The sequence below is a fragment of the Pseudomonas nabeulensis genome (genome assembly GCF_004682045.1).
Classification (GTDB): domain Bacteria; phylum Pseudomonadota; class Gammaproteobacteria; order Pseudomonadales; family Pseudomonadaceae; genus Aquipseudomonas; species Aquipseudomonas nabeulensis.
On the sequence record NZ_QUZT01000062.1, the window covers coordinates 1 to 25,399 of the forward strand.

Annotated in this window: 23 protein-coding genes; 22 read left to right on the forward strand and 1 reads right to left on the reverse strand. The window is 62.9% G+C overall.

Annotated elements, in window-relative coordinates; all coding sequences use genetic code 11:
- Positions 1–504: 504 nt before the first annotated feature.
- Positions 505–3,249 (reverse strand): beta-glucosidase, encoded by a 2,745-nt coding sequence (locus DYL61_RS24795; protein ID WP_135310518.1) that lies wholly within the window; start codon positions 3,247–3,249, stop codon positions 505–507.
- Between the two features lie 496 nt (positions 3,250–3,745).
- Here DYL61_RS24795 and DYL61_RS24800 point away from each other — a divergent pair, with 496 nt between their 5' ends.
- From DYL61_RS24800 to DYL61_RS24910, 22 genes are all read left to right on the forward strand, one after another.
- Complete coding sequence (locus DYL61_RS24800) at positions 3,746–3,958, forward strand: hypothetical protein (protein ID WP_135310519.1); 213 nt, start codon at positions 3,746–3,748, stop codon at positions 3,956–3,958.
- Between the two features lie 139 nt (positions 3,959–4,097).
- Positions 4,098–5,819, forward strand: coding sequence for a type II secretion system ATPase GspE (gene gspE, locus DYL61_RS24805; RefSeq protein ID WP_135310520.1), 1,722 nt, complete (start codon positions 4,098–4,100; stop codon positions 5,817–5,819).
- The gene (gene gspF / locus DYL61_RS24810) at positions 5,816–7,018 is read left to right on the forward strand and encodes a type II secretion system inner membrane protein GspF (RefSeq protein ID WP_135310521.1); all 1,203 of its coding nucleotides are present in this window, start codon (positions 5,816–5,818) and stop codon (positions 7,016–7,018) included. The genes gspE and gspF overlap by 4 nt, the downstream gene beginning before the upstream one ends.
- 20 nt (positions 7,019–7,038) lie before the next feature.
- Positions 7,039–7,455, forward strand: a complete 417-nt coding sequence (gene gspG / locus DYL61_RS24815; protein ID WP_105696441.1) for a type II secretion system major pseudopilin GspG — start codon at positions 7,039–7,041, stop codon at positions 7,453–7,455.
- 9 nt (positions 7,456–7,464) lie between these two features.
- The gene (locus tag DYL61_RS24820) at positions 7,465–7,896 is read left to right on the forward strand and encodes a GspH/FimT family pseudopilin (RefSeq protein WP_105696440.1); all 432 of its coding nucleotides are present in this window, start codon (positions 7,465–7,467) and stop codon (positions 7,894–7,896) included.
- Complete coding sequence (locus DYL61_RS24825) at positions 7,893–8,261, forward strand: prepilin-type N-terminal cleavage/methylation domain-containing protein (protein WP_135310522.1); 369 nt, start codon at positions 7,893–7,895, stop codon at positions 8,259–8,261. Before DYL61_RS24820 ends, DYL61_RS24825 begins: the two co-directional genes overlap by 4 nt.
- The gene (locus DYL61_RS24830) at positions 8,258–8,878 is read left to right on the forward strand and encodes a prepilin-type N-terminal cleavage/methylation domain-containing protein (RefSeq protein ID WP_135310523.1); all 621 of its coding nucleotides are present in this window, start codon (positions 8,258–8,260) and stop codon (positions 8,876–8,878) included. The genes DYL61_RS24825 and DYL61_RS24830 overlap by 4 nt, the downstream gene beginning before the upstream one ends.
- The gene (locus DYL61_RS24835; RefSeq protein ID WP_135310524.1) at positions 8,875–9,597 is read left to right on the forward strand and encodes a general secretion pathway protein GspK; all 723 of its coding nucleotides are present in this window, start codon (positions 8,875–8,877) and stop codon (positions 9,595–9,597) included. Before DYL61_RS24830 ends, DYL61_RS24835 begins: the two co-directional genes overlap by 4 nt.
- A complete protein-coding gene (locus DYL61_RS24840; protein WP_135310525.1) occupies positions 9,594–10,619 on the forward strand; it encodes a PilN domain-containing protein in 1,026 nt (341 codons plus the stop codon). Before DYL61_RS24835 ends, DYL61_RS24840 begins: the two co-directional genes overlap by 4 nt.
- A complete protein-coding gene (gene gspM / locus DYL61_RS24845; RefSeq protein WP_135310526.1) occupies positions 10,594–11,205 on the forward strand; it encodes a type II secretion system protein GspM in 612 nt (203 codons plus the stop codon). The genes DYL61_RS24840 and gspM overlap by 26 nt, the downstream gene beginning before the upstream one ends.
- On the forward strand, positions 11,202–11,726 hold the full coding sequence (locus DYL61_RS24850) for a general secretion pathway protein GspN (protein WP_135310527.1): 525 nt from the start codon (positions 11,202–11,204) through the stop codon (positions 11,724–11,726). The genes gspM and DYL61_RS24850 overlap by 4 nt, the downstream gene beginning before the upstream one ends.
- The gene (gspD, locus tag DYL61_RS24855) at positions 11,723–13,930 is read left to right on the forward strand and encodes a type II secretion system secretin GspD (RefSeq protein WP_135310528.1); all 2,208 of its coding nucleotides are present in this window, start codon (positions 11,723–11,725) and stop codon (positions 13,928–13,930) included. The genes DYL61_RS24850 and gspD overlap by 4 nt, the downstream gene beginning before the upstream one ends.
- A 973-nt stretch (positions 13,931–14,903) precedes the next feature.
- Positions 14,904–17,297 (forward strand): TonB-dependent receptor plug domain-containing protein, encoded by a 2,394-nt coding sequence (locus DYL61_RS24865; protein ID WP_135310529.1) that lies wholly within the window; start codon positions 14,904–14,906, stop codon positions 17,295–17,297.
- A gap of 16 nt (positions 17,298–17,313) precedes the next feature.
- Positions 17,314–18,279, forward strand: a complete 966-nt coding sequence (locus tag DYL61_RS24870) for an amino acid ABC transporter permease (RefSeq protein ID WP_135310530.1) — start codon at positions 17,314–17,316, stop codon at positions 18,277–18,279.
- On the forward strand, positions 18,272–19,045 hold the full coding sequence (locus DYL61_RS24875) for an amino acid ABC transporter ATP-binding protein (protein ID WP_135310531.1): 774 nt from the start codon (positions 18,272–18,274) through the stop codon (positions 19,043–19,045). The genes DYL61_RS24870 and DYL61_RS24875 overlap by 8 nt, the downstream gene beginning before the upstream one ends.
- A gap of 18 nt (positions 19,046–19,063) precedes the next feature.
- On the forward strand, positions 19,064–19,987 hold the full coding sequence (locus DYL61_RS24880) for an ABC transporter substrate-binding protein (RefSeq protein ID WP_135310532.1): 924 nt from the start codon (positions 19,064–19,066) through the stop codon (positions 19,985–19,987).
- A gap of 12 nt (positions 19,988–19,999) precedes the next feature.
- The gene (locus tag DYL61_RS24885; RefSeq protein ID WP_135310533.1) at positions 20,000–21,583 is read left to right on the forward strand and encodes a flavin monoamine oxidase family protein; all 1,584 of its coding nucleotides are present in this window, start codon (positions 20,000–20,002) and stop codon (positions 21,581–21,583) included.
- A gap of 11 nt (positions 21,584–21,594) precedes the next feature.
- Entirely contained in the window at positions 21,595–22,029 is a 435-nt protein-coding gene (locus tag DYL61_RS24890; RefSeq protein ID WP_135310534.1) for a RidA family protein, read from the forward strand.
- Between the two features lie 154 nt (positions 22,030–22,183).
- Positions 22,184–23,536: an LLM class flavin-dependent oxidoreductase gene (locus tag DYL61_RS24895; protein WP_135310535.1), complete on the forward strand. Its 1,353-nt coding sequence runs from the start codon at positions 22,184–22,186 to the stop codon at positions 23,534–23,536.
- A gap of 162 nt (positions 23,537–23,698) precedes the next feature.
- A complete protein-coding gene (locus tag DYL61_RS24900; RefSeq protein WP_135310536.1) occupies positions 23,699–24,331 on the forward strand; it encodes a hypothetical protein in 633 nt (210 codons plus the stop codon).
- Positions 24,328–24,846: a hypothetical protein gene (locus DYL61_RS24905; RefSeq protein WP_135310537.1), complete on the forward strand. Its 519-nt coding sequence runs from the start codon at positions 24,328–24,330 to the stop codon at positions 24,844–24,846. The genes DYL61_RS24900 and DYL61_RS24905 overlap by 4 nt, the downstream gene beginning before the upstream one ends.
- Positions 24,843–25,349, forward strand: a complete 507-nt coding sequence (locus DYL61_RS24910) for a hypothetical protein (RefSeq protein ID WP_135310538.1) — start codon at positions 24,843–24,845, stop codon at positions 25,347–25,349. The genes DYL61_RS24905 and DYL61_RS24910 overlap by 4 nt, the downstream gene beginning before the upstream one ends.
- Positions 25,350–25,399: the final 50 nt, after the last annotated feature.

The following is a 25,399-nucleotide window of genomic DNA, read 5'->3' on the forward strand; positions in this document are numbered from 1 at the left end:
GGGGGGGGCGATTCCAGATCAAAAGCAAGAGCGCGGCGGCCTTAGAGCCGACCGGTATTTTATGCCGTTCACAGTGCAAATGTGGGAGGGGGCTTGCCCCCGATGGCGGTGTGTCAGCTGTAAAATTTTCGGCTGACACTCCCTCATCGGGGGCAAGCCCCCTCCCACATTTTGATCTCCACAATTCTGAAGATTTTGATCTGCTCTGGCTCTTGATCTTAGGCGCCCCGTTAAACCACGCTGGCCGAACGCAGGCTTGAATCCGTGGGTAACCCGGCAGGACGGCGGCCCACGGATTCAAGCCGGAGTGAGGGCATGTCGAGCCTAGGCGAGGCACCGAGTGGTGGGGCAAGAGTCTTTTGGTTACTTTTGGGCTCTTTCCAAAAGTGACCCGCCGTAAGGGCGGAACCAATAGCCGCCGTTACCCAAATAACGGATATGCACACCGACAGACCGCCATCGGGGGCAAGCCCCCTCCCACCGAAAAGCACCATCACCTAGCGATCAATTACCGGCAGCGCTGCCTTGGCTGCTGTCGTACCCATCTCCTTCACTGCTATCACTGTCATCACTCTGGCCTTGATGCAGCACCCCACCCGTCTTCACCTGCGGCAGCTCGCGCAACGTCGAATTCAACGCCGAGCGCGGCAGAGGATTGCTGGTGGTGGTCGACAGCTCCTGACGGAACGGGTTGACCAGCTTGGCATTCAGGCGAATGTCCTGGGACGAAGCCCCCACCGACAGATTGAAACTGTCAGCATCCACCACCCACTGCTTGCTCTTCACATCGTAGTAAGCCAACGAGCGGTCATTCAGTTCGATGGTCACGCGCTTGCTCTCGCCAGGCTTCAAGAACACCTTCTTGTACCCCTTGAGTTCCTTGAGCGCACGCTCGACTTTCGGGTGATTCTGGCCCACGTACAACTCGGCCACTTCAGCCCCTGCAACCTTGCCAGTGTTGGCCAGGTCGAACGACACCTTGATCGGCGCACCCGCCACGGCAACCCCAGGCGTCACGCTGATATTGCTGTAGCCGAAGGTGGTGTACGACAAGCCATAACCGAACGGATACAGCGGCTTGATGCCCTTTTTCTCATAGCCGCGATAGCCCAGGAACAGGTCGTCCTTGTAGCTCATCGTGTCCAGGGTTTCCTGGTTGTCGAATTTCGGGAAAGTCCCATAGATCGGGTTGTCTTCGATATTGCGCTCGATGCTGATCGGCAGCTTGGCCGACGGGTTGACCTTGCCCAGCAGAATCTCCGCCAGCGCCTGGCCGCCGTTCTGCCCAGGGTAGAAGGCATGCAGCGCCGCCGGCACCTGGTCGATCCAGTCGCTCATCTTCAAGCCAGTGCCGCCATGCAATGTCACCACGGTATGCGGGTTGACCTTGGCGATGCTCTGGATCAACTGGCCCTGGAACTCCGGCAAATCGAAGCTGTGGTCGAAGCCTTCGCCCTCGTACTCATTGCTGTTACCGGCTGCCACCAGCACCGAGTCGTACTGCGCCAGATCCTTGGGCGCAACCAGCGAAGCCCAGCTCATTTGCACGCCCACCAGGCCGCCCATGGTCGACAGGTAGCCGTTGCGGCGCGAGTACTCAAGCTTGATGTCGACTGCTTTGCCGGCCTCCAGCTTGACCTTGGCGAACACTGGGATGGTCGGTGGAATGCTGTTGTTCGGCAGTGGATTGCCGTCGCCGTTGTCGAGGATTTTCTTGCCGTCGACGTACAGGCGCACGGCCCCGTCGGCGCGGATCTTGAACACCTGCTCGCCGCTCACCGTCGGCGTGACCTGGCCGCTGTAGCGGATCGAGGTGGCGGCGGTGTCACCGTTGACCGGCACGTTGTCGGTGGACCAGTCCAGGTCGACATGGGTGTCGGTACGGCTGGCGGCGGCGTCACCGGACCAGTTGCTGTTGCTGAAGAACTCGGTCTTCAAGCCCTTGGCGCTGTTGCCGGCGCTGTCGGTGTGGGTCCACACCGAGGCGCTCGGGTCCAGGGACAGGCCGTCGATAAACTCGACCTTGGCGCCCGGTGCCAGTTGTTGCAGGCCGCTCAACTCGCTGATGTAGTTGGCCGCCATCACATTGGCGCTGCCAAAACCGGTGGGCGGCGCGTACTTGGCCAGGTTGCCGACCACGGCGATGCGCTTGGCTTTTTGAGGGTCCAGCGGTAACAGGCTGTCCTGGTTTTTCAGCAGCACGATGCCTTCGCGGGCGGCATTCAGGGCCACGCGGTTGCTGGTGGCGCTGTTCATGTTGTGGTTGGTCAGCGGCGCCTTGCTGTCGAACTTGAACAGGTAGATCTGCTTGAGGATGCGTCGCACCTTGTCATCCAGGGTCGCGCCGCTCAGCTCGCCACTGTCCAGGAACGGCTTGAGCACCGCGCTGTTCATCTGGTAGCCCATCATGTCCAGGTCGGTCCCGGCCTGGGCGGCGGGCAAGCCATTGACCACGGCGTTGTAGTCGCTCTGTACAAAGCCTGGATAGCCCCATTCGGTCTTGAGGATGTCGTGGATCAGGTGCGAGTTCTCGCAGGCGAATTCACCGTTCACCTTCTGGAACGCGCACATCATCATTGCCACTTTGCTGTTCTTCGAGGCGGACTCGAACGGCGGCAACGTCATCTCACGCAGCACGCGTTCGCTGATGATTTCATCCAGGTGGAAACGGTTGCTTTCCTGGTCGTTGGCCGCGTAGTGCTTGGCGTTGGCCCACACCCCACGGGACTGGATGCCGTTGATCAACGCCGGGCCCAGGCTGGCGCCGAGGAACGGGTCTTCGCCGGACAGGTACTCGAACGCCCGACCGCTGTAGGGCATGCGGTACAGGTTCACGCCCGGCCCGGTGACGAACTGGTAGCCGCCGCTGGCGGTGTCGTAGCCCAGGGCGCGACCCACGTCGATGGCACGGCGCGGGTTCCAGGTGGCCGCCACGTTCGGGCCGGACGGGTACACCACGCCCTGGTCGTTGCCTTCACTGGTGTAGCGCACGCCCACACCGCCGTCGGCGCCGTGAATCTGCGGGATGCCGTACTGGCTCAGCGGCTTCACATCCCAGCCACCGATGCCGCCGATGTAGGCGAGCTTTTCTTCCTGGGTCATCTTCGCCAGGGTCTTGTTCGCCGCCTTTTCCGCGCGGCTTACCATGCCTTCGTCCAAGGCCGGGCTGGTGGCCGCGTGCGCATGGGACACGGCCAGCGCCAGCAGGGCGAACGCCGACTGTGCACCGATGATCTTGCGTTTACTCATGGGTCTCTCCAACAACGGTTGTTAAACATGGCGCGCCAACAAGTGCGCGTTCGTCACTTTTTTGCAGGCAATAGTTGGCCTGTATCGCAATTTCTGGCCGATGGCTAATTGCAATTACTTGGCGAATTTCGCTGCTTGCTTAGTTTAAAAATTGTATTGCTTGTTGTTATAAGTAATGTCTATGCGATATCACGAGATGGCATTTTGAATCGCAAAAGCCGAATAATTAAGGCAATTCTTGCGCTTATAAGTCAAACAAAAGCTAAATTTTGCGTTAAATAAGAAATATTTCATTACGATTCTGAACTAAGGCTAAACCTACCAGTCGATTGGTTTAGCGATTTTCATGCTGGCATGGCGAACTAATGGCTTTGCTCGATAGTTCTAAAAGGCCATGTTTAATACACGCTGTCATACACAACGCTTTGGTGTAGGGTCTTGAGCGAATTCAAGGCGCCACTTGAGCAATCTGCTGTTTTTGATCTGGAGAAAGTTGATGAAGATTTCCCTGTTGAGTGCCGGTGTCGTGCTGGGTGTTGCGCTGAGTGGCGTGGCCATGGCGGCTGAGTCCACGGATGCGGATGCCAAGTCCGGTGCGGCGGATTCCACGGTGATTACCCAGGCCCACGATGCCAAGGCTGCCAAGAAGCAAAAGGCGGAGACCACCAAGGGTGGGCGGCCGTTGAAAGAGAGCAAGGCCTCCAACTGATCCCCTGTGGGAGGGGGCTTGCCCCCGATAGCGGTGTGTCAGCCACAGCTATACAAACTGACACTCCCTCATCGGGGGCAAGCCCCCTCCCACACAGCTCGCTCCTACAGGTTTTTATTCGTCCCTCAGATTTGTACCTATGTCCCCGCCCATCGACGCCTGCCAACTGCACCTCCCCGACACCGACCAGGTGTGCGCCTGGTTGATGCAGCACGCCGGCTTGAAAACCTTCGACCTGGAGCGCGCCCGCCGGTTGTCCCAGGAGTCTGACGACACCGAATTGCTCGGCCTGCTCACGCGCCTGGGGCTGGTCTCCGAAGTCGAGTTGGCGCGGGCCTGGGCCGGTTTGCTCGATGCGCCGCTGGTGCTGGCCGATGCCGCGCCGCCGCTGCTGGACCCGTTGCCCGTGCTGACCGAGCGCTTTATGCGCCATCACCAAATCGTGCCGCTGGGCTGGAGCCACGGCGGCTTGCGCGTACTGGCGGCCAACCCATCGCAGCTGTATCCGTTCCAGGCCGTGGCGTATGCCTGTGGTGTGCCAGTGTGGCTGGCGATCGGCCCGCGCAATGAAGTCGACACGTTGATCGAGCGCTACTACGGCCAGGGCCGCTCGGCCATGGGCACGCTGATCGAAAACCTCGACGAGCAGGGCGGGTCGCTGGAAGACATCGAACACCTCAAGGACATGGCCTCCGAAGCGCCGGTGATCCGCCTGGTCAACCTGATCCTGCAACGCGCCGTGGAACATCGCGCCTCGGACATTCACATCGAACCCTTCGAAAGCCAACTCAAGGTGCGCTACCGCATCGACGGCGTGCTGCACGAAGCCGAAGCGCCGCCGTCCAGTTCGTCGGCGGCGGTGATTTCGCGGGTGAAGATCATGGCGCGGCTCGACATCGCCGAGCGTCGCCTGCCCCAGGACGGGCGCATTATGCTGCGCATCCAGGGCAAGGAACTGGACCTGCGGGTGTCCACGGTGCCCACCAGCTTCGGCGAATCCGTGGTGATGCGCTTACTCGACCGCCAGACCGTCAGCTTCGACTTCCAGAGCCTGGGTTTCGACGGCCAGCGCCTCGCCACCTTTCTTGACGTGTTGGAGCGGCCCCACGGCATCCTGCTGGTCACCGGGCCCACCGGCTCGGGCAAAACCACCACGCTCTATACCGCGTTGTCGCGGCTCAACACCGCCGAACGCAAGATCATCACCGTGGAAGACCCGGTGGAGTACCAGCTCGAAGGCATCAACCAGATCCAGGTCAAGCCGGCCATCGGCCTGGATTTTGCCGGCGCGTTGCGCTCCATCGTGCGCCAGGACCCGGACGTGATCATGATCGGCGAGATCCGCGACCTGGAGACCTGCCGCATCGCGATCCAGTCGTCGCTCACCGGCCACTTGGTGCTGTCGACGCTGCACACCAACAGCGCCTCGGCGAGTATCACGCGGCTGTTGGACATGGGTGTGGAAAGCTACCTGATCGCATCGACGGTCAACGGCATCCTTGCCCAGCGCCTGGTGCGCCGCCTGGACCCGGCCACCCGCGAAGCCTTTGAAGCGCCGCCCGAATTGATCGCCGAGCACGGCCTGGATCGCTTCACCGATGAGCGGCCCATCAAACTCTATCGTCCCCGTGCCGGCGCGCCCGGCGGCGGCTATCACGGCCGTAGCGCAATCACCGAATTGCTGGTGATGAACGACGAATTGCGCAGCCTGCTGATGCGCCAGGCCGACGCCGCCACCCTTGAAGAAGCCGCCCGCCGTGGCGGTTTACGCACCTTGCATGAAGAAGGCTTGCGCCAGGCCGTGGCTGGCGTGACCTCACTGGAAGAAGTGTTGCGCGTGACCCGAGGCGACGGCACATGAGCCTGTTCAAATACCGCGCCCTGGACAGCCAGGGCGCGCCGCAGAACGGCACCCTGGAAGCCAAGGACCAGGCCGCCGCCGTTGCCGCCTTGCACAAGCGCGGCCTGCTGCTGTTGCAGATCGAGCCCGCCGGCAGCCAGGGCTTGCGCAATGCACTGGGACGCGGCCAATTGAACGGCGCTGCGCTGGTGAGTTTTACCCAGCAACTGGCCACGCTGCTGGGCGCCGGCCAACCGTTGGAACGCTCCCTGGGCATCTTGCTCAAGCAACCCGGCCAACCGCAAACCCGCGCGCTGATCGAACGTATTCGTGAACACGTCAAGGCCGGTAAACCGTTATCCAAAGCGCTGGAAGAAGAGGGCAGCCAATTCTCCCCGCTGTACCTGAGCATGGTCCGTGCCGGAGAGGCTGGCGGTGCGCTGGAGAATACCCTGCGCCAGCTCAGTGATTACCTGGAGCGCAGCCAGCTGTTAAGGGGCGAAGTGATCAACGCGCTGATCTATCCGGCGTTTCTGGTGGTGGGCGTGCTGGGCTCGCTGGCGCTGTTGTTGGCTTACGTGGTGCCGCAATTTGTACCGATCTTCAAAGACCTCGGCGTCCCCATCCCGCTGATTACCGAAGTGATCCTCGGCCTCGGCCAGTTCCTCGGCGCCTGGGGCCTGGCGGTATTGGCCGGGTTGATCGTAACGATCTGGAGCCTCGCCGCCCGCCTGCGCAATCCCCAGCGCCGCGAGCGCTATGACCGCCGCGTGCTCGGCATTCGCATCATCGGCCCGCTGTTGCAGCGGGTCGAAGCCGCCCGCTTGGCGCGCACCCTCGGCACCTTGCTCAGCAACGGCGTGGCCTTGCTGCAAGCCTTGGTGATCGCCCGCCAGGTCTGCACCAATCGCGCCCTGCAAGCCCAGGTCGCCCAGGCTGCCGAGTCGGTGAAAGGCGGCGGCACCCTGGCCAGTGCGTTTGGCAGCGAACCGCTGCTGCCGGACCTGGCCCTGCAAATGATTGAAGTCGGCGAACAGGCCGGCGAGCTCGACAGCATGCTGCTCAAGGTCGCCGACGTGTTCGACGTCGAAGCCAAGCGCGGTATCGACCGCCTGCTCGCCGCCCTGGTGCCGTCGTTGACCGTGGTCATGGCGGTGCTGGTGGCGGTGATCATGCTGGCGATCATGCTGCCGCTGATGAGCCTGACCAGCAATATATGAACCCCAAAGGACCTAACCCCATGCGCTTCAAACCTGCACGCCGCCAAGGCGGTTTCACCCTGTTGGAAATGCTCGCCGTGATCGTGCTGCTGGGCATCGTTGCGACCATCGTGGTGCGCCAGGTCGGCGGCAACGTCGACAAGGGCAAATACGGCGCAGGCAAGGCGCAACTGGCCAGCCTGTCGATGAAAATCGAAAGCTACGGGCTGGACGTCGGTTCGCCGCCCAAGACCCTGCAACAGTTGGTGGACAAGCCCGCCAACGCCGCCGGCTGGGCTGGCCCGTACGCCAAACCGTCGGACCTCAAGGACCCGTTCGGCCATGCCTTCGGTTATCGCTTCCCCGGCGAACACGGCGCGTTCGACCTGATCTTCTACGGCCAGGACGGCCAACCCGGCGGCGAAGGCTACAGCGCCGACCTGGGCAACTGGGAATAACCCGCGACCATGCCCAACCCTCAACGCGGCTTTACCTTGCTGGAGATGCTGGTGGTGATCGTCTTGATCAGCATCGCTGCCGGGTTGGTGGGATTTGGCTTGCAACAAGGGCTCAAGGCCGCACGCGAACGCCAGGTGGTCGGGCAAATGGTCGATGCCTTGCGCAGCACGCGGGCGCGAGCGATTGTCAGCGGGCAGGCGGCCAGGACCGAATTCGACCTGCGTGCCCTGAGTTTCCAGGCCCCCGGTCGACCGCTCAAACACTGGCCGGCGGACTTGCAAGTGACGCTGCACACCGCTGAGCAAGCGGGCTCGGCGGTGGAGTTTTACGCCGATGGCAGCTCCACCGGCGGCAACCTGTTACTCGCCAATGGCAGCCGCCGTTGGCGTATCGACATTGGTTGGCTGACCGGCAGCGTGCAGTCCAAGGCGCTGCCATGAAGCGGCAGGCGGGGTTCACCCTGCTGGAGATGCTCGCCGCGCTGATGCTGATGGCGCTATGCAGCACGGTCTTGCTGGTCGCGTTTGGCCAGAGCGCGCGGTCGTTGGCGCAGGTCAATCACAGCGATCGTCTCACCCACGCCGCGTTGAGTGTGTTGGATCAGCAAGCGTCGGGGCCGCTGGCCAGTGGTGTGCAGCAGGGCAAGCTGGACGCTATCCATTGGCAACTGCGCATCGCCCAGCAGCCGACGCGCTTCGGTCAACCGCGTTTGTTTCGCCTCGACCTGACGGTCAGCGAAGGCCCGCGCCAGGCGCATTTCAGCACGCTCAGGTTGCGTGCCGTCAGCGACAGGGCGCCCCTGTGAAACGTCGCCAACAGGGTTTTACCTTGCTCGAAATCATGATCGTGCTCAGCTTGCTCGGCGTGTTGCTGACCCTGGTCGGCGGTGCGTTGCTGGGGGCCAATCGTGCCGTGCAAAAGGCCCAACGCTACACCGACAGCCTGGATGAAATCCGCGCCGCGCAGCAGTTTTTGCGCACCGCCATCAGCGAAGCGTTGCCGCTGGACGTGACCGAAGACGACAGCCAGACCGATGGTTTTTTTGTCGGCTCGGCCCAGCGCCTGCAATTTGTCGCGACGTTGCCTGGTGTACTCGGGGGCGGGATTCAGCGCTTTACCTTGCAGCTCGTTGGCCGTGATGTGCAGGTGGCGTTCGCCCAGTTTGAATCTGCCGCCCAAGTCAGTGTGCCGGCTTCGCGCGCAGAGCCGCAGGTGTTGTTGAGGCATGTCGAAGACTTGCAATTGAGCTATCGCGGCACTTCGCCCAAGGGCCAGGCCACCGGCTGGATCAGTGCCTGGCCGTGGACCAAGCGCTTGCCCTCTGCGGTGCGGATTGACGCGACGGTGAGCGGGCCGGTGCCGTGGGTGAGCCAGGTGGTGGCGTTGCGCTTGAACCTGTCCGGCGGAGCGACCGATCAATGAAACATCAACGCGGCGTGGCCTTGTTGCTGGTGCTGTGGGTGCTGGCGTTGCTCAGCCTGTTGCTCGGCGGCCTGGCCGGTTGGGTGCAGTTGGAAACGCGCCAGGCGGCGTGGCACCGCCAGCACACCCAGGTCGCGTTGGCGGCAGAGGCGGGCGTGGCGTTGGCTGTGCAGGCGCTGGCCGATCCGGTGCAGCGCAAGCAGTGGGTCGCTGACGGGCGCGAGGTGGCGTTGGTGTTCGACGACGCGCAGTTGCACGTCAGCCTGCGCAGCGAGCGCGGCAAGTTGTATCTGAACAGCGCCGAGCCCGCGGACTTTGCCCGCGTGGCCCTGGCCTGCGGCGCCAGCCAGGCCCAGGCCAGCCGCCTGGCCAAAGACCTGGAAACCCGCCGCGACCAGGGCGTGGCGCCGTTCCGGGTAGTCGAAGAATTACGCCAGTTGCCGGGCATGACCCAGGCGCTGTACAGCCGGCTGGTGCCGCAGATCACCTTGTGGAGCGGCCTGGATCGGCCCGATCCGGCGTTCGCCAGTGCGCTGATGCGCAAGGCCATGAACCTGCCGCAACAGAGTGCGGTGGGCGCCGACCCCGGCGAAATCCTGGTGATCAGCAGCCGCGCCGAACGCCCCGGCGGTTACCACGCACGGTTGCACGTCACTGTCTTATTGAGCCCAGCGGAGGGAAGCGCGCAACCGTATCGGGTGCTGCGTTGGCAAGAATGAATCGACTGTTATCCAAACCCCTGACGCAGCTTGAACCGTTGGCCGAGCGCTGGCGGGGCAGCCTTCTACAGCAAGGTTGGCGCCTGTGGCTCAACGAATTGCGCGGCTGCCTGCCGGCTTGGTTGCGGCAAAACCAGCCGCCCGAACAGCACTATGCCTGGCCGTTAACCGAACCGGTGATGGCGGTGCCCGACAACGTGCGCCAGGTGCTGGTACTCGAACCCTCGGCGGTGCTGCTGCAAAGCCTGCCCCTGCCGTTGGCGGCGGCGCGCAACCTGACGGCGGTGGTCGGCTATGAGCTCGACCGCTTCACACCGTTCGACGCCGACCAGCTGTACTTCGTCGCCCGTCAGGAACGGCGTACCCCCACGCACCTCAAGGTGACGCTGGTGGCGATCCTGCGCGAGCGCCTCGACCAGATCCTGCACGACTGCGCCGCCCTGGGCTTGCGTCCCCATCAAGTGGATGTGCAAGGCCTGGGCATCGACCTGTTGCCCGCGCCGTTGCGTCCGCGCCAACGCACCGCCGGCAAGGGTTTGCAACGCAGTCTGCCGTGGCTGTGCGGTGCCTTGCTGATTGCAGCGATGGTGCTGTGGCTCAACGACCGCCAACGGGTACTCGACGTCATGCACGACAGCGTCCAGCAACAAAAGGTGCAGGTCGCCGAAGTCCAACAGCTGCGCCAACAACTGCTCAACACCCGGGGTGCGGCGCAGTACCTGATCCGGCGCAAATCCGCGCAGCCGCCGTTGGCAGCACTGCTCAACGAACTCACGACCTGTTTGCCCGCCGACACCTGGATCGATCAATTGGAAATCAGCGATGGCGCCGACGTGTCGTTCTCCGGGCAAAGCGCCAAGGCCAGTGCCTTGATCACCCGGATCAAGGCCTGCCACAGCCTGGAAAACGCCCAGTTCGAAGGGGTGATCCAACCCGATGCACAAACCGGCAAGGACCAGTTTTCCCTGCGCGCCCACTTGCACCAGGAGGCCGCCGATGCGCCGACCACTGACACCCCGTGAGCGTCGCGGCGCCGCACTGTTATTGCTGGCCGTGGTGCTGGGCGCAGCGTATTGGTTGTTGATCGACAGTTGGTTCGCCGGGCCCTTGCGCAGCATGGGCGAACAGGCTGAACAACTGCGCGAGCAGCAACAACGCTACGCCGGATTGTTGCAGCAGGGCGCCTCGTTGCGTGAACAACTGGAGCAGGCACGCCAGGACCCGGCCAGCAGCACCAGCCTGTTGCCCGGCGATGATCCCAGCGCGGTGGCCGCCGACTTGATGCAGCGCGTCGCCGACTTGATCAGCAGCCAGGCCAGCCTCGGCGGTGGCTGCAAGCTCACCCAGCGCATGCCCATCACCCCCGAACAGGACGACAGCGAACCGTACCGCCAGGTCAAGGTCAGCCTGACCCTGGACTGTGCCATCGAGCCGTTGACCGCGATCCTGCATGCGCTGGAGTACCAACGGCCGTTCCTGTTCGTGGATGAAATGAGCATCCGCCGCCGACCCGATGCGCCCGCCAGCGGCGGCGCCGGCAAACTGGTGGTGCACTTGTTGGTGCGCGGTTACCTGCAACCGGCTGGCGCCAGGCAGGTGAACCGATGATCCCGGTATTGCGCCCCATCGAGTGGGGATTGCTCGGCTTGTCCGGTGTGTTGGGCGTGTTGATGGTGGTGATCCTGAGCAGCGTCGGCGATGCGCCGCAGTGGCTGCCCGAGCCTGAACCCACCGCGTCGGCCAACGCCTCGGCCAAGGTCCTCAGCGCGCCGCAGGCCAGCCTCGAAAGCCTGGCTGGCACCTGGCAGGCGCCGTTGTTCAGCCCGGACCGCAGCCCTGATCACGCAGTCGGCCAAGCCCAGGCATCGAGCCTGTCGAACCTGGTACTGACCGGCGTGGTCCTCGACGGCGCGTTGCGCGTGGCGTTGCTCAAGCCGGCTGATGGCCCTGCGTTGAAAGTCCACCAAGGCCAGAGCCTGCCCAACGGCTGGCGCCTGGAACACCTCACACCCCGCGATGCGCGTTTTGCCCTCGATGGCCGCACGCAAACCCTGAGCCTCAAGGCCCTGCGTTTGCCGCCGCCGTCCACGACACCCCCAATTACCCTTCCTCACGAGCTCAACCCTTGATCGATACAGTTCCCGGCGCCTTGCGCACCACCGTGTTTTGCCTGGCCACCGCCGTTTCCCTCGGCGGCTGCGGCTCACTGCCTGACCACCTCGACCCGGACGACGCGCTGATGCACGAGGCCATGCAGGGCACCGGCTCGCAGCGCCCGCCCGTTGAGCCGGCCAGCGAGCAACCGCCGCAACCCGTGGCCAAAGCGCCTGCGCAGCGCCAACTGATTCGCGGCAACCAGCAATTCGTGCGCCCGCCCACGGCAGCCGCAGCGGGCGAGCAGGCCGGCGGCGATATCGTGTTCAACTTCGCCGACCAACCCATCGAAGCGGTGATCAACAGCGTGATGGGCGACCTGCTGCACGAGAACTACAGCATCGCCCAGGGCGTGAAGGGCAATGTCAGCTTCTCCACCTCCAAGCCGGTGAACAAACAGCAAGCGCTGTCGATCCTGGAAACCCTGCTGTCCTGGACCGACAACGCCATGATCAAGCAGGGCAATCGCTACGTGATCCTGCCTGCCAACCAGGCGGTGGCGGGCAAGCTGGTGCCGCAGATGCGCGTGGCGCAGCCGTCCAGCGGCCTGTCGGCGCGGTTGTTCCCTCTGCGCTATATCTCGGCCACCGAGATGCAAAAACTGCTCAAGCCATTTGCGCGGGAAAACGCCTTTTTGCTGGTGGACCCGGCGCGCAATGTGCTGAGCCTGGCCGGTACTCCGGAAGAACTGGCCAACTACCAGGACACCATCGACACCTTTGACGTGGATTGGCTCAAGGGCATGTCCGTGGGGGTGTTCGGCCTGCAACGCGCGTCGGTGGCCGAGCTGATGCCCGAGCTGCAAAAAATGTTCGGCCCCGACAGCGGCATGCCGTTGGCGGGCATGGTGCGTTTCCTGCCCATTGAACGCACCAACTCGGTGGTGGCGATCTCGTCGCAGCCGCAGTACTTGAGTGAAGTCGGCGACTGGATTCATACCATCGACGAAGGCGGCGGCAACGAGCCGCAAATGTATGTGTACGACGTGCGCAATATGAAAGCCACCGACCTGGCCAAGTACCTGCGGCAGATCTACGGCACTGGTGCGATCAAGGACGACGCGCCGGCCAAGGTTGCGCCCGGTTTGCGCACCGCCACGCTGTCTTCACCGGGCACTAATAGTACGTCGGGCAGTACGTCGGGCAGCACGCTGGGTGGGCTGAGCAACAACCTGAACAACAACCCGCCCACCGCCGATGATGAAGAACAGGATGCCGACGTCAGCCAGGACAGCGAAAGCGTCGAACAGGACGCGCCGACCAAAAGCCTCGACGCGGGCACCCGCATCACCGCGCAAAAGAGCAGCAACCAACTGCTGGTGCGTACCCGTCCCGTGCAGTGGAAGGAAATCGAATCGGCGATCAAACGCCTCGACAATCCCCCGCTGCAAGTGCAGATCGAAACCCGCATCCTCGAAGTCAAACTCAGTGGCGAACTGGACCTTGGGGTGCAGTGGTACCTCGGGCGCCTCGCCGGCAATTCCACCAGCACCACCGTGGCCAATACCTCCGGCAGCCAAGGCGCCTTGGGCGGTGGAGGGGCAGGGCTGGGGGCGACGGATTCGTTGTTCTATTCCTTCGTCAGCTCCAATTTGCAGGTGGCCTTGCACGCCCTGGAAACCAACGGCCGCACCCAGGTGCTGTCGGCACCGTCGCTGGTGGTGATGAACAACCAACCGGCGCAGATCCAGGTGGGCGACAACATTCCCATCAGCCAGACCACGGTGAATACCGGCACCTCGGATACCACCCTGAGCAGCGTCGAGTATGTGCAGACCGGGGTGATCCTGGATGTGGTGCCGCGGATCAATCCGGGTGGGTTGGTGTATATGGATATTCAACAGCAGGTCAGTGATGCCGAGAACCAGACGGCCAGTGATACGCAGAATAATCCGCGTATTTCCACGCGCTCGGTGTCGACACAAGTGGCGGTGCAGAGTGGGCAGACGGTGCTGTTGGGTGGGTTGATCAAGCAGGACAACGCCGAGTCCGTCAGCGCGGTGCCGTACCTGGGAAAGATTCCGGGGTTGCGGTGGTTGTTTGGCAATACCAGCAAGTCCAAGGACCGGACGGAGTTGATTGTGTTGATTACGCCGAGGGTGATTACCAGCAGCAGCCAGGCGCGGCAGGTGACGGATGATTATCGGCAGCAGATGCAGTTGTTGCGGCCAGCTGACTGAAGAAACGGGGTTGGAATGTGGGAGGGGCGGTGCGACGATTCGACTTGCCCCCGATGGCGGTGTTTTGGTGTACATATCCATGGCCCAGTGCGGCTAACCCGGCGTCCTGCCGGGTTAGCCACGCTCCGAAGCCTGCGTTCGGCCAGCGTGTTTGACGGGGCGATCGCAGATCAAAAGCAAGAGCGCGGCGGCCTTAGAGCCGACCGGTGTTTTATGCCGTTCACAGTGCAAATGTGGGAGGGGGCTTGCCCCCGATGGCGGTGTGTCAGCTGCAAATTTTTTGGCTGACACTCCCTCATCGGGGGCAAGCCCCCTCCCACAGTTTTGATCTCCATGTATCAGATGGAAAGTAGTTTGCTCTGGCTCTGGCTCTGGCTCTGGCTCTGGCTCTGGCTTTTGATTTGGCTTTTGATCTTGATCTTAGGCGCCCCGTTAAACCACGCTGGCCGGAGTGAGGGCATGCCGAGCCAGAGCGAGGCACCGAGTGGTGGGGCAAGAGCCTTTTGGTTACTTTTGGCTGGGCCGGCATCCCGGCTCTTTTCAAAAGTGACCCGCCGTAAGGGCGGAACCCTAAGCAGCCGTTACCGCAGCAACGGATATGTACTCAATCCCCCCCCAATCCATAATCTCAAAAAGACATTATTTAAATGAATAACCAAATCTAAAAATAATAAAATACAAGAATATTAGCTTAGACCAAAACAGCATTATATTTTCAAAACCCATTCCGTTATGTTTGATCCCAACAGCCTACCCCTGACCATGGATGGTACCCATCGTGATTCAGATTCTGCTTCCATAACCGGGTAAGCATGCCCGCAGCAGAATCGTTGGAAGGGAATTCAACGTATGTTGCCGATTCAACCCCTGCACGCGCCTTAGCCCCAAATCGCCGCGACACCCCAAAAAATCCGAGCACCGCGCCCACCCGCGTGACTGCCCGACTGCGCGATTTGGAAAGACAGGCACGCCTATGAAGCAAACGTTAACCCCCACCGCCGTATTGGCCCTGGCCCTCCTGGCCAACACTGCCCAGGCCCAGGACGACAGCACCCTCTCCACCGTCGTCGTCACCGGTAACCGTGGCGCCGAACAGCGCACCGTCACCAGCAGCCCGGTGCCGATCGATGTGGTCAGCGCCAAGCAATTGCAGAGCACCGGCAAGCCCGGTTTGATGGAGGCCTTGAGTGCGGTAATCCCGTCGCTGACCCTGCCGGAAAAAACCGGTTGGGACGCCAGCGGCATCGCCCGCGCCCCTAACCTGCGGGGCCTGAGTGCCGCCGAAGTGTTGGTGCTGGTGAACGGCAAGCGCCGTCATACCAGCGCCACCCTGAACATCAACGGCATCAACACCGGCGCGGCGCCTGCCGACCTGGACCTGATCCCCATCAGCGCCATCGACCATGTGGAAGTATTAAGGGACGGCGCCGCCGCCCAGTACGGCTCCGATGCCATCGCCGGGGTGATCAACGTGATCCTCAAGGCCGACACCAGCGGCACGTCGGTGACCAATGTCGGCCAGGGTTACGACGGCAAGAAGCAGACCGTGCAACAAAGCCTCAACAAGGGGTTCGAAATCGGCAACGGCGGCATCGTGCAACTGGCCCTGGACGCGCGCAGCCAGAACGATGACAACAAGGCCAGCGCCAACGGCTACACCTACGATCAAGCCTATGAACAGGCCGGCCGTTCCACCTATGGCGGCTACGGCACGCCCAAGACCAACCTGCTGACCCTGGGCTACAACGCCGAGCTGCCGATTGACGACACGTTCAGCCTGTACTCCTTCACCACGTATTCGCGACGCAAGGCCGAGCAGGGCCAGAACTTCCGCCTGCCGACCATCACCAACACCATCACCACCGGGCCCAACGGCTACCCGGCGGGCTACACGCCCACCTGGTTTATCGACGAAGACGACTTCCAGGCCGCATTCGGCGGCAAGGGCACCGTCGGCGAGTGGGACTGGGACCTGTCCACCACCTACGGGCGCAACGAAGCGGAGCAGGGCACCACCCATAACCAGAACCCGTCCCTGGGCGAGGCCACGCCGAATCACTTCACTTCCGGCACCTGGATTTCCACCGAGCTGACCACCAACCTCGACTTCAAGCGCGGCTTCGATGTCGGCCTGCAAAAGCCGCTGGACCTGAGCTACGGCTTCGAACATCGGCGCGACACCTATGAGGTACAGGCCGGCGACTATGCGTCCTACGCCAACGGTGGTTATTGCGTGGCACCGGGCAATTGCGCTTCAAGTGGAGCGCAGGTGACCAACGGCATCTCGCCGGATGAAGAAAGCAGCGCCTCACGCAACAGCCTGGCGAGCTATGTCGACGTGGGTTTCAACCCGGTGCCGGATTGGTACATCGGCACCGCGTTTCGCTACGAGCATTACAACCAGGGCGTCGGCGCTACGCGCAGCGGTAAGCTGACCACCCGCTACGACTTCACCCCACAATTTGCCGTGCGCGCCACGGTGAGCAACGGTTTCCGTGCGCCGTCCCTGGCCAACAGCCTGTTCAGTGCGCGTTCCACCACCTATGGCGTGGTGGACGGCGTGTACCAGTCGATCAACTACGGCGTGCTGCCGGTGGGCTCCGCCGCGGCCCAAGCCCTGGGCGCGCAGGAACTCAAACCCGAACGCTCCACCAACTTCAGCCTCGGTTTCACGCTCACGCCCACCGACCGCCTGAGCTTCACCGCCGACGCCTACGTGATCAACCTGCGTGACCGCATCACCCTGACTGGCACCTTGCTCGGCCCGGAGATCACCCAGGTCTTGCAAGGCAACGGCATCACGTCCACCTCCGGCGGCCAATACTTCATCAACGGCGCCGACACCCGCACCAAGGGCCTCGACCTGGTCAGCAACTACAACCAGGACCTGGGCCAATACGGCTCACTCAAGTGGACCGCCGCGTTCAACTGGAACCAGACCAAGATCCTCAACTACAAGGAATCCACCACGATCCTCGGTACGTCCTACGACCTGATGGATCGCCAGGCACGCAACCTGATCACCGGTGTACAGCCCAGCACCAAGCTGATCCTGGGCGGCGACTGGAGCATCGACCGCTTCAACCTCAACCTGGCCCTGACCCGCTACGGTTCCTACAAAGAGGTCAACGTCTCCGCCGACCGCAGCCTCGACCGGGTCTACAGCGCCAAATGGATCACCGACCTGGACCTTGGCTACAACCTCACCAAAGACCTCAACATCGCCATCGGCGCCAAGAACCTGTTCGACATCTACCCCAAGAAACAAGGCGTGCCCAGCAGCACCATGGTCAGCAGCTACGGCACCTATTCGCCCTTCGGTTTTACCGGCGGGTACTACTACACCCGGTTGACCTATGCCTTCTAAGGCCGAGGAATAAAACATGCCCATCGTCGCCAAACCCTATGACCTGATAGATCAGCCCGCTCCGGTTCGCCAGGCGCGCGTCGCCACACCGATCAAGGCCCTGCAAGTGGTGCCCGCACGGCACCCCTGGCGCTGGGCCGGGTCGATCTTTGCCGCGCTGGTGTTGTTGACCATCGTGCATTCCCTGGCCACCAACCCGCGCTGGGAGTGGGGCGTGTTCGGCCAATGGTTCTTCTCGCCCTCGGTACTTCGCGGCCTGGGCCAGACGCTGTTGCTGACCTTGCTGAGCACCGTGTTCAGCATGATCCTCGGCACGGCACTGGCATTGGCGCGGCTATCGGGCTCGCCACTGCTGGCGGCGTTGGCCTGGGGCTATATCTGGTTTTTCCGCTCGATGCCGGCGCTGCTCGTGCTGATCATCCTCTACAACTTTGCCTACCTGTATGACCACATCGTGCTCGGCGTGCCGTTCACCTCGGTGGTGTTCGCCGAATGGTCCACCGTGGATGTGCTCAGCCAGTTCACCGTGGCGGTGCTGGGCTTGAGCCTGATGCAAGCGGCGTACGCAGCGGAGATCATTCGCGGTGGCCTGATCGGGGTTGATGCCGGCCAGCATGAAGCGGCGGCGGCCTTGGGATTGCCAGCCTCACGACGGATCTTCCGCATCATCCTGCCCCAGGCATTGCGCTCGATCTTGCCGTCGGGTTTCAACGAAATCATCGGCCTGGTCAAAGGCACCTCCATCGTCTACGTGCTGGCCTTGCCGGAGCTGTTCTACACCGTGCAGGTCATCTACAACCGCACCCAGGCGGTGATCCCGCTGCTGATCGTGGCGACGGTCTGGTATTTGATCATCACCACCGTGCTGACCAGCGCCCAGTATTACGTCGAACGCTACTTCGCCCGTGGCACTGCGCGGGTACTGCCGCCCACACCGTTGCAACGCATTCGCGGCTGGATCAAGGAGAAGACCCATGGCTGAAGCCCGCGCCGGACGCATCCAGATCCAGGGCGTGGGCAAGCGCTTTGGCAACCAACAGGTGTTGAAAGACATCGACCTGACCATCGATCCCGGCAAGGTCACGGTGATTCTCGGGCCATCGGGCTCGGGCAAGTCGACCTTGCTGCGCACCATCAATCACCTGGAAAAGATCGACAGCGGGCATATCACTATCGACGGCGAATACGTCGGCTACCGCCGCAAGGGTGACCTGCTCTACGAACTGAAAGAGCGCGAGATTCTCAAGCGCCGCATCGACGTCGGCTTCGTGTTCCAGAACTTCAACCTGTTCCCGCACCTCACCGCCTGGGAAAACATCGCCGAAGCGCCCCTGGCCCACAAGCGCTGGGGCAAGGCCGAAGCCCACACCAAGGCCGCCGAATTGCTGGCCAAGGTTGGCCTGGCGGACAAGGCAGACGCCTACCCACGCCAGCTCTCCGGGGGCCAGCAACAGCGCGTCGCCATTGCCCGCGCCCTGGCGCTGGACCCCAAAGTGCTGCTGTTCGACGAACCCACCTCGGCCCTCGACCCGGAATTGGTGGGCGAAGTCCTCGACGTGATCAAGGGCCTGACCCAACTGGGCGTGACCCTGGTGATCGTCACCCACGAAATCGGCTTTGCCCGCGAAGTCGCCGACCACGTGGTGTTCCTCTGCGACGGCCAGTTGATCGAAGAAGGCCCGCCTGAACAGATGTTCCGCCAACCCCGACACCCCCGCACCGTGGCCTTTCTCGGCAAGGTGCTTTAGTTCAAGGAGTGACTGCCCATGTTTATCGCTACTGCCCGCGTGGCCCTGCTGGCACTTGCCGTCAGCACCGCGCAAAGCGCGTTCGCCGTGCAACAGGTCGACCTCAGCCCCGACCGCGTGCGCATCCATGTGCCGCGTAATGAAGCGGCCATCGCGCAGATTCCGCCGGGCTTCAAGTTCGCCCAGCCGGGCAAGTTCACCGTGGCCGTGTCCGGTGTCGCCGGGCCGCCCCTGGCGCTGTTGGCCAGCGATGACAAGACCACCATCGGCAGCGAGGCCGACACGGCGCAGCTGGTCGCCGACAGCCTGGGCCTGCAACTCAACGTGGTGCAGACCAGTTGGGAAGATTGGCCGCTGGGCGTCAGCTCGGGCAAATACGACGCGGTGATCAGCAACGTCACCGTCACCGAGGCGCGCAAGAAGCGCTTCGACTTCGCCACCTATCGCCAGGATGTGCTCGGGTTCTACGTGAAGAGCACCAGCAAGATCACCGAGATCAAACAGGCGGCGGACATCGCCGGGTTGAAGATCATTGTCGGCTCCGGCACCAACCAGGAAAAAGTCCTGTTGGCCTGGAACGAGGCCAACGAAAAGGCCGGCATCAAGCCCGCACTGTTGCAGTACTTCGACGACCAGGCTGCCGCGCAACTGGCGGTGCAATCCGGACGCAGTGATGCGCTGTTCGGTCCCAACTCGGTGTACGCCTATTCGGCGGCCATCACCGGCGGCATCAAGCGCGTCGGCACCGTCAACGGCGGCTGGCCGTTGCAGGCGGACATTGCCGTGACCACGCGCAGAGACAACGGCCTGGTCAAGCCGATCCACACCGCTCTCGAAACCGTGATTGCCGGCGGCCAATACGAACAGGTGCTGCAACGCTGGGGCCTGGACGTGGAACGCGTCGACAAGTCGCTGATCAACCCACCGGGCCTGCCGGATTAAGGAGCGTCACCCATGGGACTGACACGACGTGAAGCGCTGTCGAGTATCGCAGCGGTAGGGGGCGAACACGCCGTCAAGGACGTGCTGGCGGTGCTGGGCCTGGGGCCTTCGTCTCACCGCCGCCCGCAACCGTTGAAACTCAAGGAGGGCCTGGGGCAGGGCACCCGCGTGCTGGTGCTGGGCGCCGGGATTGCCGGGTTGGTCACGGCCCTGGAACTGAGCCGAGCCGGGTTTGAGGTGCAGGTACTGGAGGCGCGCGAACGGGTCGGCGGGCGCACCTGGACGATTCGCAACGGCGACCGCGTGGACTACAAGGATGGCCGCACGCAGACCGCCGCGTTCGACCAAGGCCACTACTTCAACGCAGGCCCGGCGCGGATTCCCAGCCAGCACCGCACCATCCTCGACTATTGCAGTGAGCTGGGGGTGCCGCTGGAAGTGCTGGTCAACAGCAGCCATGGCGCCCAGGTGCGGCCAGATGTGAACAAACCGGCGTTCAGCGTCGGCCAGGCGATCAACGATGCACGCGGGCAGGTGTCCGGCTTGCTGGCCAAGGCCGTGCAACGCGATGCCCTCGACGATGTACTGAGCGGTGAAGAGCGCACGCGGTTGCTGGCGTTTTTGCAGGTGTACGGCGACCTGTCGCAAGAGCTGGCCTTCGAGGGCACGATTCGTTCGGGGCATCTGGAATCACCGGCTCATCCTGGCGCATTACCCGCCAGCCGCAGCCCGTTGTCGCTGGACCAACTGCTGCATCCAGAGCTGTGGGGGGCATTGCTGCACACCGAGTTCCCGGAGTTTTCCGCCACCATGTTCCAGCCAGTGGGCGGCATGGACCGCATCACCGATGCCTTCTACGGGCGGGTGCGCGACCACGTGCAACTCGGTGCCCAGGTACGGCAGATCCGCCAATTGGAAGACGGCGTGGCGGTGACTTATCACGACCAACACAGTGGCCGCGAACAGGTGGTGCGGGCCGACTACCTGATCTCCACCTTGCCATTGCCGCTGCTGGCCAGGCTCGACACGGATTTCAGCGACCCGATCAAGGCCGCCTTGCTCAGCACCCGCAGCGACCAGGCGACCAAAGTGGCGTGGCAATCGCCGCGCTTCTGGGAGACCGACTACCGCACCTACGGCGGCCTGTCGTGGATCGAACACCCGGCGCGCCTGCTGTGGTACCCGAGCAACGACCTCAACACCCGCGAAGGCTTGTTGGTGGCGGGCTACGTGACCGGGGAGGGCGCCGATGTCTTCGGCGCGCAACCGTTCGACCAGCAGTACGCCACCTCCAGGGAAGCCGTGGAGCTGCTGCACCCCGGTTATTCCCAACACCTGCGCAACCCGCTGGCGGTGTCCTGGGAACAGATCCCCTACAGCGAAGGCCCGTGGCTGCAACGTGAACACTTCCCGGCGCACGCCAGCGCCCTGCTCGAAGCCGGCCACGGCCGCGTGTACTTCGCCGGCGACGGTCTGGTGCAAAGCGGCGTAGGCATCTGGCAGGAATCGGCGGCCAACTCGGCGCGCCATGTGGTCGGGCAACTGGCCGAGCGTGTGACCCAACAACGACAGACTGCGGCCCTTGCCGCCTCTTAAGGAGCTTCATCATGAGCGATAGCATTCAACGCACCAGCGTCGGCAACTTCCCGATCTCCCAGACCGTCACCGTGCCGGCCTCCGCCAGCCTGGTTTTTGTCAGCGGCACCTTGCCCGACCTGCACGACGCCAACGCCCCGGCGGGTACGCCGGCGGCCTATGGCACTACCGAGGTGCAGACGGTGTCGGTGTTCAACAAGCTCCGCCAGATCCTGCGCCAGCAAGACCTGGACCTGGGGGATATCGTGCAGTTGCGGGTGTTTTTGGTGGGCGCGGAAGAGACCGGCGGCAAGCTGGATTTTGCCGGGTTGCAGGCGGGGTATACGCAGTTCTTCGGCACGCCTGAGCAACCCAACAAACCGGCGCGGACGGCGTTGCAGGTTGTAGCGCTGCCGTTGCCCGGCGCCTTGATCGAAGTCGAAGCCATCGCCGCCAGAACTGACTGACAAACTCGGTCAAAATGTGGGAGGGGGCTTGCTCCCGATAGCGGTGTATCAGCAGCAAATTTATTAGCTGACACTCCCTCATCGGGAGCAAGCCCCCTCCCACATTTTTGATCCGGTTCCTCCAGTGATTTCCATCTATTTCAGGAGAACTCCCATGCCAACCTCACCCCGCCAGCTCAAATTCGGCGCCATCCTCACCGGCGTCGGCACCGCGCAAAACGAATGGCTGCACCCGCAGATCCCCGGCAATGCCAGCGTGGACATCAACTGGTATCGCGCACAGGCCCAACAGGCCGAAGCCGCCAAGTTCGACCTGGTATTCATCGTCGACAGCCCCTACATCACCCCCGATTCCGCGCCGCACTTTCTCAACCGCCTGGAGCCGTTGACATTGCTGTCGGCCATCGCCGGTGCCACGTCGAAAATCGGCCTGGTGGCGACTCTCACCACCTCCTACACCGAACCCTTCAACGTGGCGCGCCAGTTCGCCTCGCTGGACCATATCAGCGGTGGCCGCGCCGGTTGGAACGTGGTGACCACAGGCCTCGAAGGCGCCGCCGGCAACTTCGGGCTTGAGCAACATATCGACCACACCGACCGCTACCGCCGCGCCGCCGAGCACCTGGATGTGGTGCAAGGCCTGTGGGATTCCTATGAAGACGACGCCTTTGTGCGCGACAAGCCAAGCAAGGTGTTCCTCGACCCGCAGCGCCAGCATCGGCTTGATCATCAGGGCGAGTTTTTCTCGGTAACCGGCCCGTTGAATATCGAGCGTTCAGCCCAGGGCCAGCCGGTGATTTTCCAGGCGGGGATTTCCGAGTCCGGGCGCGGTCTGGCGGCGAAGTATGCCGAGGGGATTTTTGCCGGTGTCGGCAATTTCGAAGATGCCCAGGCGTACTACCGCGATATCAAGCAACGCACGGCGGCTGCGGGGCGTAACCCTGATCACGTGACCATTCTGCCGGGCATTTCACCGATCATTGCCGACACCGATGAACAGGCCCAGGCCATCGACCGTGAGCGCAATGGCGAGCTGGATCTGACCAAGGCATTGGTGCAGTTGGGGCGGCCGTTCAACTACCACGATTTCAGCCAGTACCCACTGGACGAACCTTTCCCTGAACTGGGTGATCTGGGCAGCAACGGCTATCGCGGGCATGCCGAGAACATCAAGCAAGTGGCCCGCGACCAGGGCCTGACCTTGCGCCAGGCGGCGTTGCGTTTTGCCAAGCCGTTCTCCAGTTTCGTCGGCTCGCCAAAAACGGTGGCGGATGAGATTGAGCGCTGGTTTGTCGAGGGCGCGGTGGATGGGTTCAACATTCACGTCGGTGCGCCGGAGGACTTTGCACGCTTTACCGAGCAAGTGCTGCCGTTGCTGCGTGAACGCGGGTTGTTCCGCAGCGAGTACAGCCACAGCACGTTGCGTGGGCACTTGGGGTTGCCGGTGCCGGTTAATCGCCATACCGCTGCGCGTGAGGTTGCGCCTTTGCAAGGGGTTAGTGCATAGGTGCCGAGGTGTGAGTACAGGCCCCACCACTCACCCGCTGGTCAACCCCCCCATCCTGCCGTACCATTTGCGCCCCTCGCAGTGACGCGAGGCACAGCGCCAGGAGGGCATTCACATGCTTGTCCTGTGCCGCTTTTTTAAAGCCAGCACTCAGGATCGAACATGTCTCGCTTTTCCAGGCCCCTGGCCTTGTTGCTTATGGCCGCCGCCTTGACCGGCTGCGGCACCCAGCCCGCCGCCGTGGTCAGCGAACCGCTGCTGCCGGGCCCGCAGGAGCCGGTGGCGTATCTGGTCGGCTCCATCGGCCCGCAAAGCCTGGCGGCGTCTCCTGCCCCCAACCAACGCCTGTTGTTTCGCAAGCGCGGCTCGGCCTATGGCGCGGCCGGCGTGTGGGTCGGCATGGGCCGCGAAACACCCCAGGACGTGAAGGACGCCACCGGCGCCGCCAGCGTGTTCGTGTTGCCGCTCAAGCCCGGGGACTACGAGTTCTACGATTTCCAGTTCTTCTCCAGCAACTACTCACCCTACATGGGCACCACCTACACCTCGGTGCAGGCGCGAGAGAAGTTCAACCTGCCGCTGCGCCTGCAACCGGGCAAGGCCTACTACCTCGGTGAATTCCGCTCGTTATGCCTGGGCGGTTCGCTGTGCGCCTTCCGTTGGCGCGACCAGCAGGCGCGGGATGAGGCCATCGCGCGCCAGTCCGTTCCCGGCCTGCCGCCGCTAGAGTTGATGCCGCTGGATTACCGCAGCGCCGCCCCCTACATCATCGTGCCCCAGGAGGCCCGCCCATGAACCGCCTTATCGCCCTGAGCGCCCTGGCGCTGCTGACGGGTTGCGCCACCAGCAACACCTTGCCCGAACGCACCTTGCCCGATGGCCAGGACTACCTCCAGCCGATCCACGTCATGGTGGATGACCCGCTCAACGCTGCGCAGATCCGCAACCAATTGCGCGAAACCGGCGTATTTCGCAGCGTCGAGACCGGCATGGGCAAACCAGGGGACTACTCGGTACTGGTCCGCTTCAACAGCCAGCGCGAGCTGCCACCGTTCCCGGTGATCCTGCTGAGCACCGCCACCCTGTTTTTGCTGCCGTTGTCCCAGAGCATCGACACCACCACCGAGTTCGCCGTGCAACAGGACGGCAAACCGTTGAAGCATTACAGCTACCGTAACGTCACTCAGAAATACACCTGGCTGCTGGACGGCAGCGGCGGCATGCAGCAAGAAAACATCGGCCGCATCACCCGCGCCTTTGCCCAGGATGTACAACGCGACGGCCTGCTGCCCAAGGAGCAAGCGCAATGATCAAACCGACCCTCTTGGCCGCCGTGCTGTTGCTGGCAGGTTGCAGCACCGCCCTCAAGCCCCTGGACTACAAGGCCGAGCGCGCCTATGTGCCGATGAGCGTGACCATGCCGTCGCCGGCGTCGCGCTTCGACGAACAGAAGCAACGCGAAGTCATCCAGCGCCTGCGTGAAACCGGTGCGTTCAGCTTTATCGACGGAGGTTTCAGCAAGACCGGCTACAGCCTGCTGGTGGACCAGAGCGGCGGCAAAGGCGCCGGTGTATTCCCCGCCGTACTCGGCGCGTTGACCCTGCTGACGGTGCCGATCCCCTACACCTACGAGCGCCAGTTGCACGGCTCGCTGTACAAGGACGGCCAACTGGTCAAGGCCTACGCCTACAAACGTGGCGGCTGGACGGCAACCACCTGGTACATCCCGATGACCGAACCGCGCAGCGAAAGTGAAATGCTCGGCGAGTTGATGCGCGATCTTGACCGGGATCGGTTGATTCCGTACCAGTGAGTCATGGTGCGCTGGAAACCAATGTGGGAGGGGCGGTGCGACGATTCGAC

What these genes read in the sequence shown, in the direction of transcription:
- DYL61_RS24795 (WP_135310518.1), bottom strand. Translation starts at nt 3,249, where the DNA reads ATGAGTAAACGCAAGATCATCGGTGCACAGTCGGCGTTCGCCCTGCTG.
- DYL61_RS24800 (WP_135310519.1), top strand. Translation starts at nt 3,746, where the DNA reads ATGAAGATTTCCCTGTTGAGTGCCGGTGTCGTGCTGGGTGTTGCGCTG.
- gspE (WP_135310520.1), top strand. Translation starts at nt 4,098, where the DNA reads ATGTCCCCGCCCATCGACGCCTGCCAACTGCACCTCCCCGACACCGAC.
- gspF (WP_135310521.1), top strand. Translation starts at nt 5,816, where the DNA reads ATGAGCCTGTTCAAATACCGCGCCCTGGACAGCCAGGGCGCGCCGCAG.
- gspG (WP_105696441.1), top strand. Translation starts at nt 7,039, where the DNA reads ATGCGCTTCAAACCTGCACGCCGCCAAGGCGGTTTCACCCTGTTGGAA.
- DYL61_RS24820 (WP_105696440.1), top strand. Translation starts at nt 7,465, where the DNA reads ATGCCCAACCCTCAACGCGGCTTTACCTTGCTGGAGATGCTGGTGGTG.
- DYL61_RS24825 (WP_135310522.1), top strand. Translation starts at nt 7,893, where the DNA reads ATGAAGCGGCAGGCGGGGTTCACCCTGCTGGAGATGCTCGCCGCGCTG.
- DYL61_RS24835 (WP_135310524.1), top strand. Translation starts at nt 8,875, where the DNA reads ATGAAACATCAACGCGGCGTGGCCTTGTTGCTGGTGCTGTGGGTGCTG.
- DYL61_RS24840 (WP_135310525.1), top strand. Translation starts at nt 9,594, where the DNA reads ATGAATCGACTGTTATCCAAACCCCTGACGCAGCTTGAACCGTTGGCC.
- gspM (WP_135310526.1), top strand. Translation starts at nt 10,594, where the DNA reads ATGCGCCGACCACTGACACCCCGTGAGCGTCGCGGCGCCGCACTGTTA.
- DYL61_RS24850 (WP_135310527.1), top strand. Translation starts at nt 11,202, where the DNA reads ATGATCCCGGTATTGCGCCCCATCGAGTGGGGATTGCTCGGCTTGTCC.
- DYL61_RS24865 (WP_135310529.1), top strand. Translation starts at nt 14,904, where the DNA reads ATGAAGCAAACGTTAACCCCCACCGCCGTATTGGCCCTGGCCCTCCTG.
- DYL61_RS24870 (WP_135310530.1), top strand. Translation starts at nt 17,314, where the DNA reads ATGCCCATCGTCGCCAAACCCTATGACCTGATAGATCAGCCCGCTCCG.
- DYL61_RS24875 (WP_135310531.1), top strand. Translation starts at nt 18,272, where the DNA reads ATGGCTGAAGCCCGCGCCGGACGCATCCAGATCCAGGGCGTGGGCAAG.
- DYL61_RS24880 (WP_135310532.1), top strand. Translation starts at nt 19,064, where the DNA reads ATGTTTATCGCTACTGCCCGCGTGGCCCTGCTGGCACTTGCCGTCAGC.
- DYL61_RS24885 (WP_135310533.1), top strand. Translation starts at nt 20,000, where the DNA reads ATGGGACTGACACGACGTGAAGCGCTGTCGAGTATCGCAGCGGTAGGG.
- DYL61_RS24890 (WP_135310534.1), top strand. Translation starts at nt 21,595, where the DNA reads ATGAGCGATAGCATTCAACGCACCAGCGTCGGCAACTTCCCGATCTCC.
- DYL61_RS24895 (WP_135310535.1), top strand. Translation starts at nt 22,184, where the DNA reads ATGCCAACCTCACCCCGCCAGCTCAAATTCGGCGCCATCCTCACCGGC.
- DYL61_RS24900 (WP_135310536.1), top strand. Translation starts at nt 23,699, where the DNA reads ATGTCTCGCTTTTCCAGGCCCCTGGCCTTGTTGCTTATGGCCGCCGCC.
- DYL61_RS24905 (WP_135310537.1), top strand. Translation starts at nt 24,328, where the DNA reads ATGAACCGCCTTATCGCCCTGAGCGCCCTGGCGCTGCTGACGGGTTGC.
- DYL61_RS24910 (WP_135310538.1), top strand. Translation starts at nt 24,843, where the DNA reads ATGATCAAACCGACCCTCTTGGCCGCCGTGCTGTTGCTGGCAGGTTGC.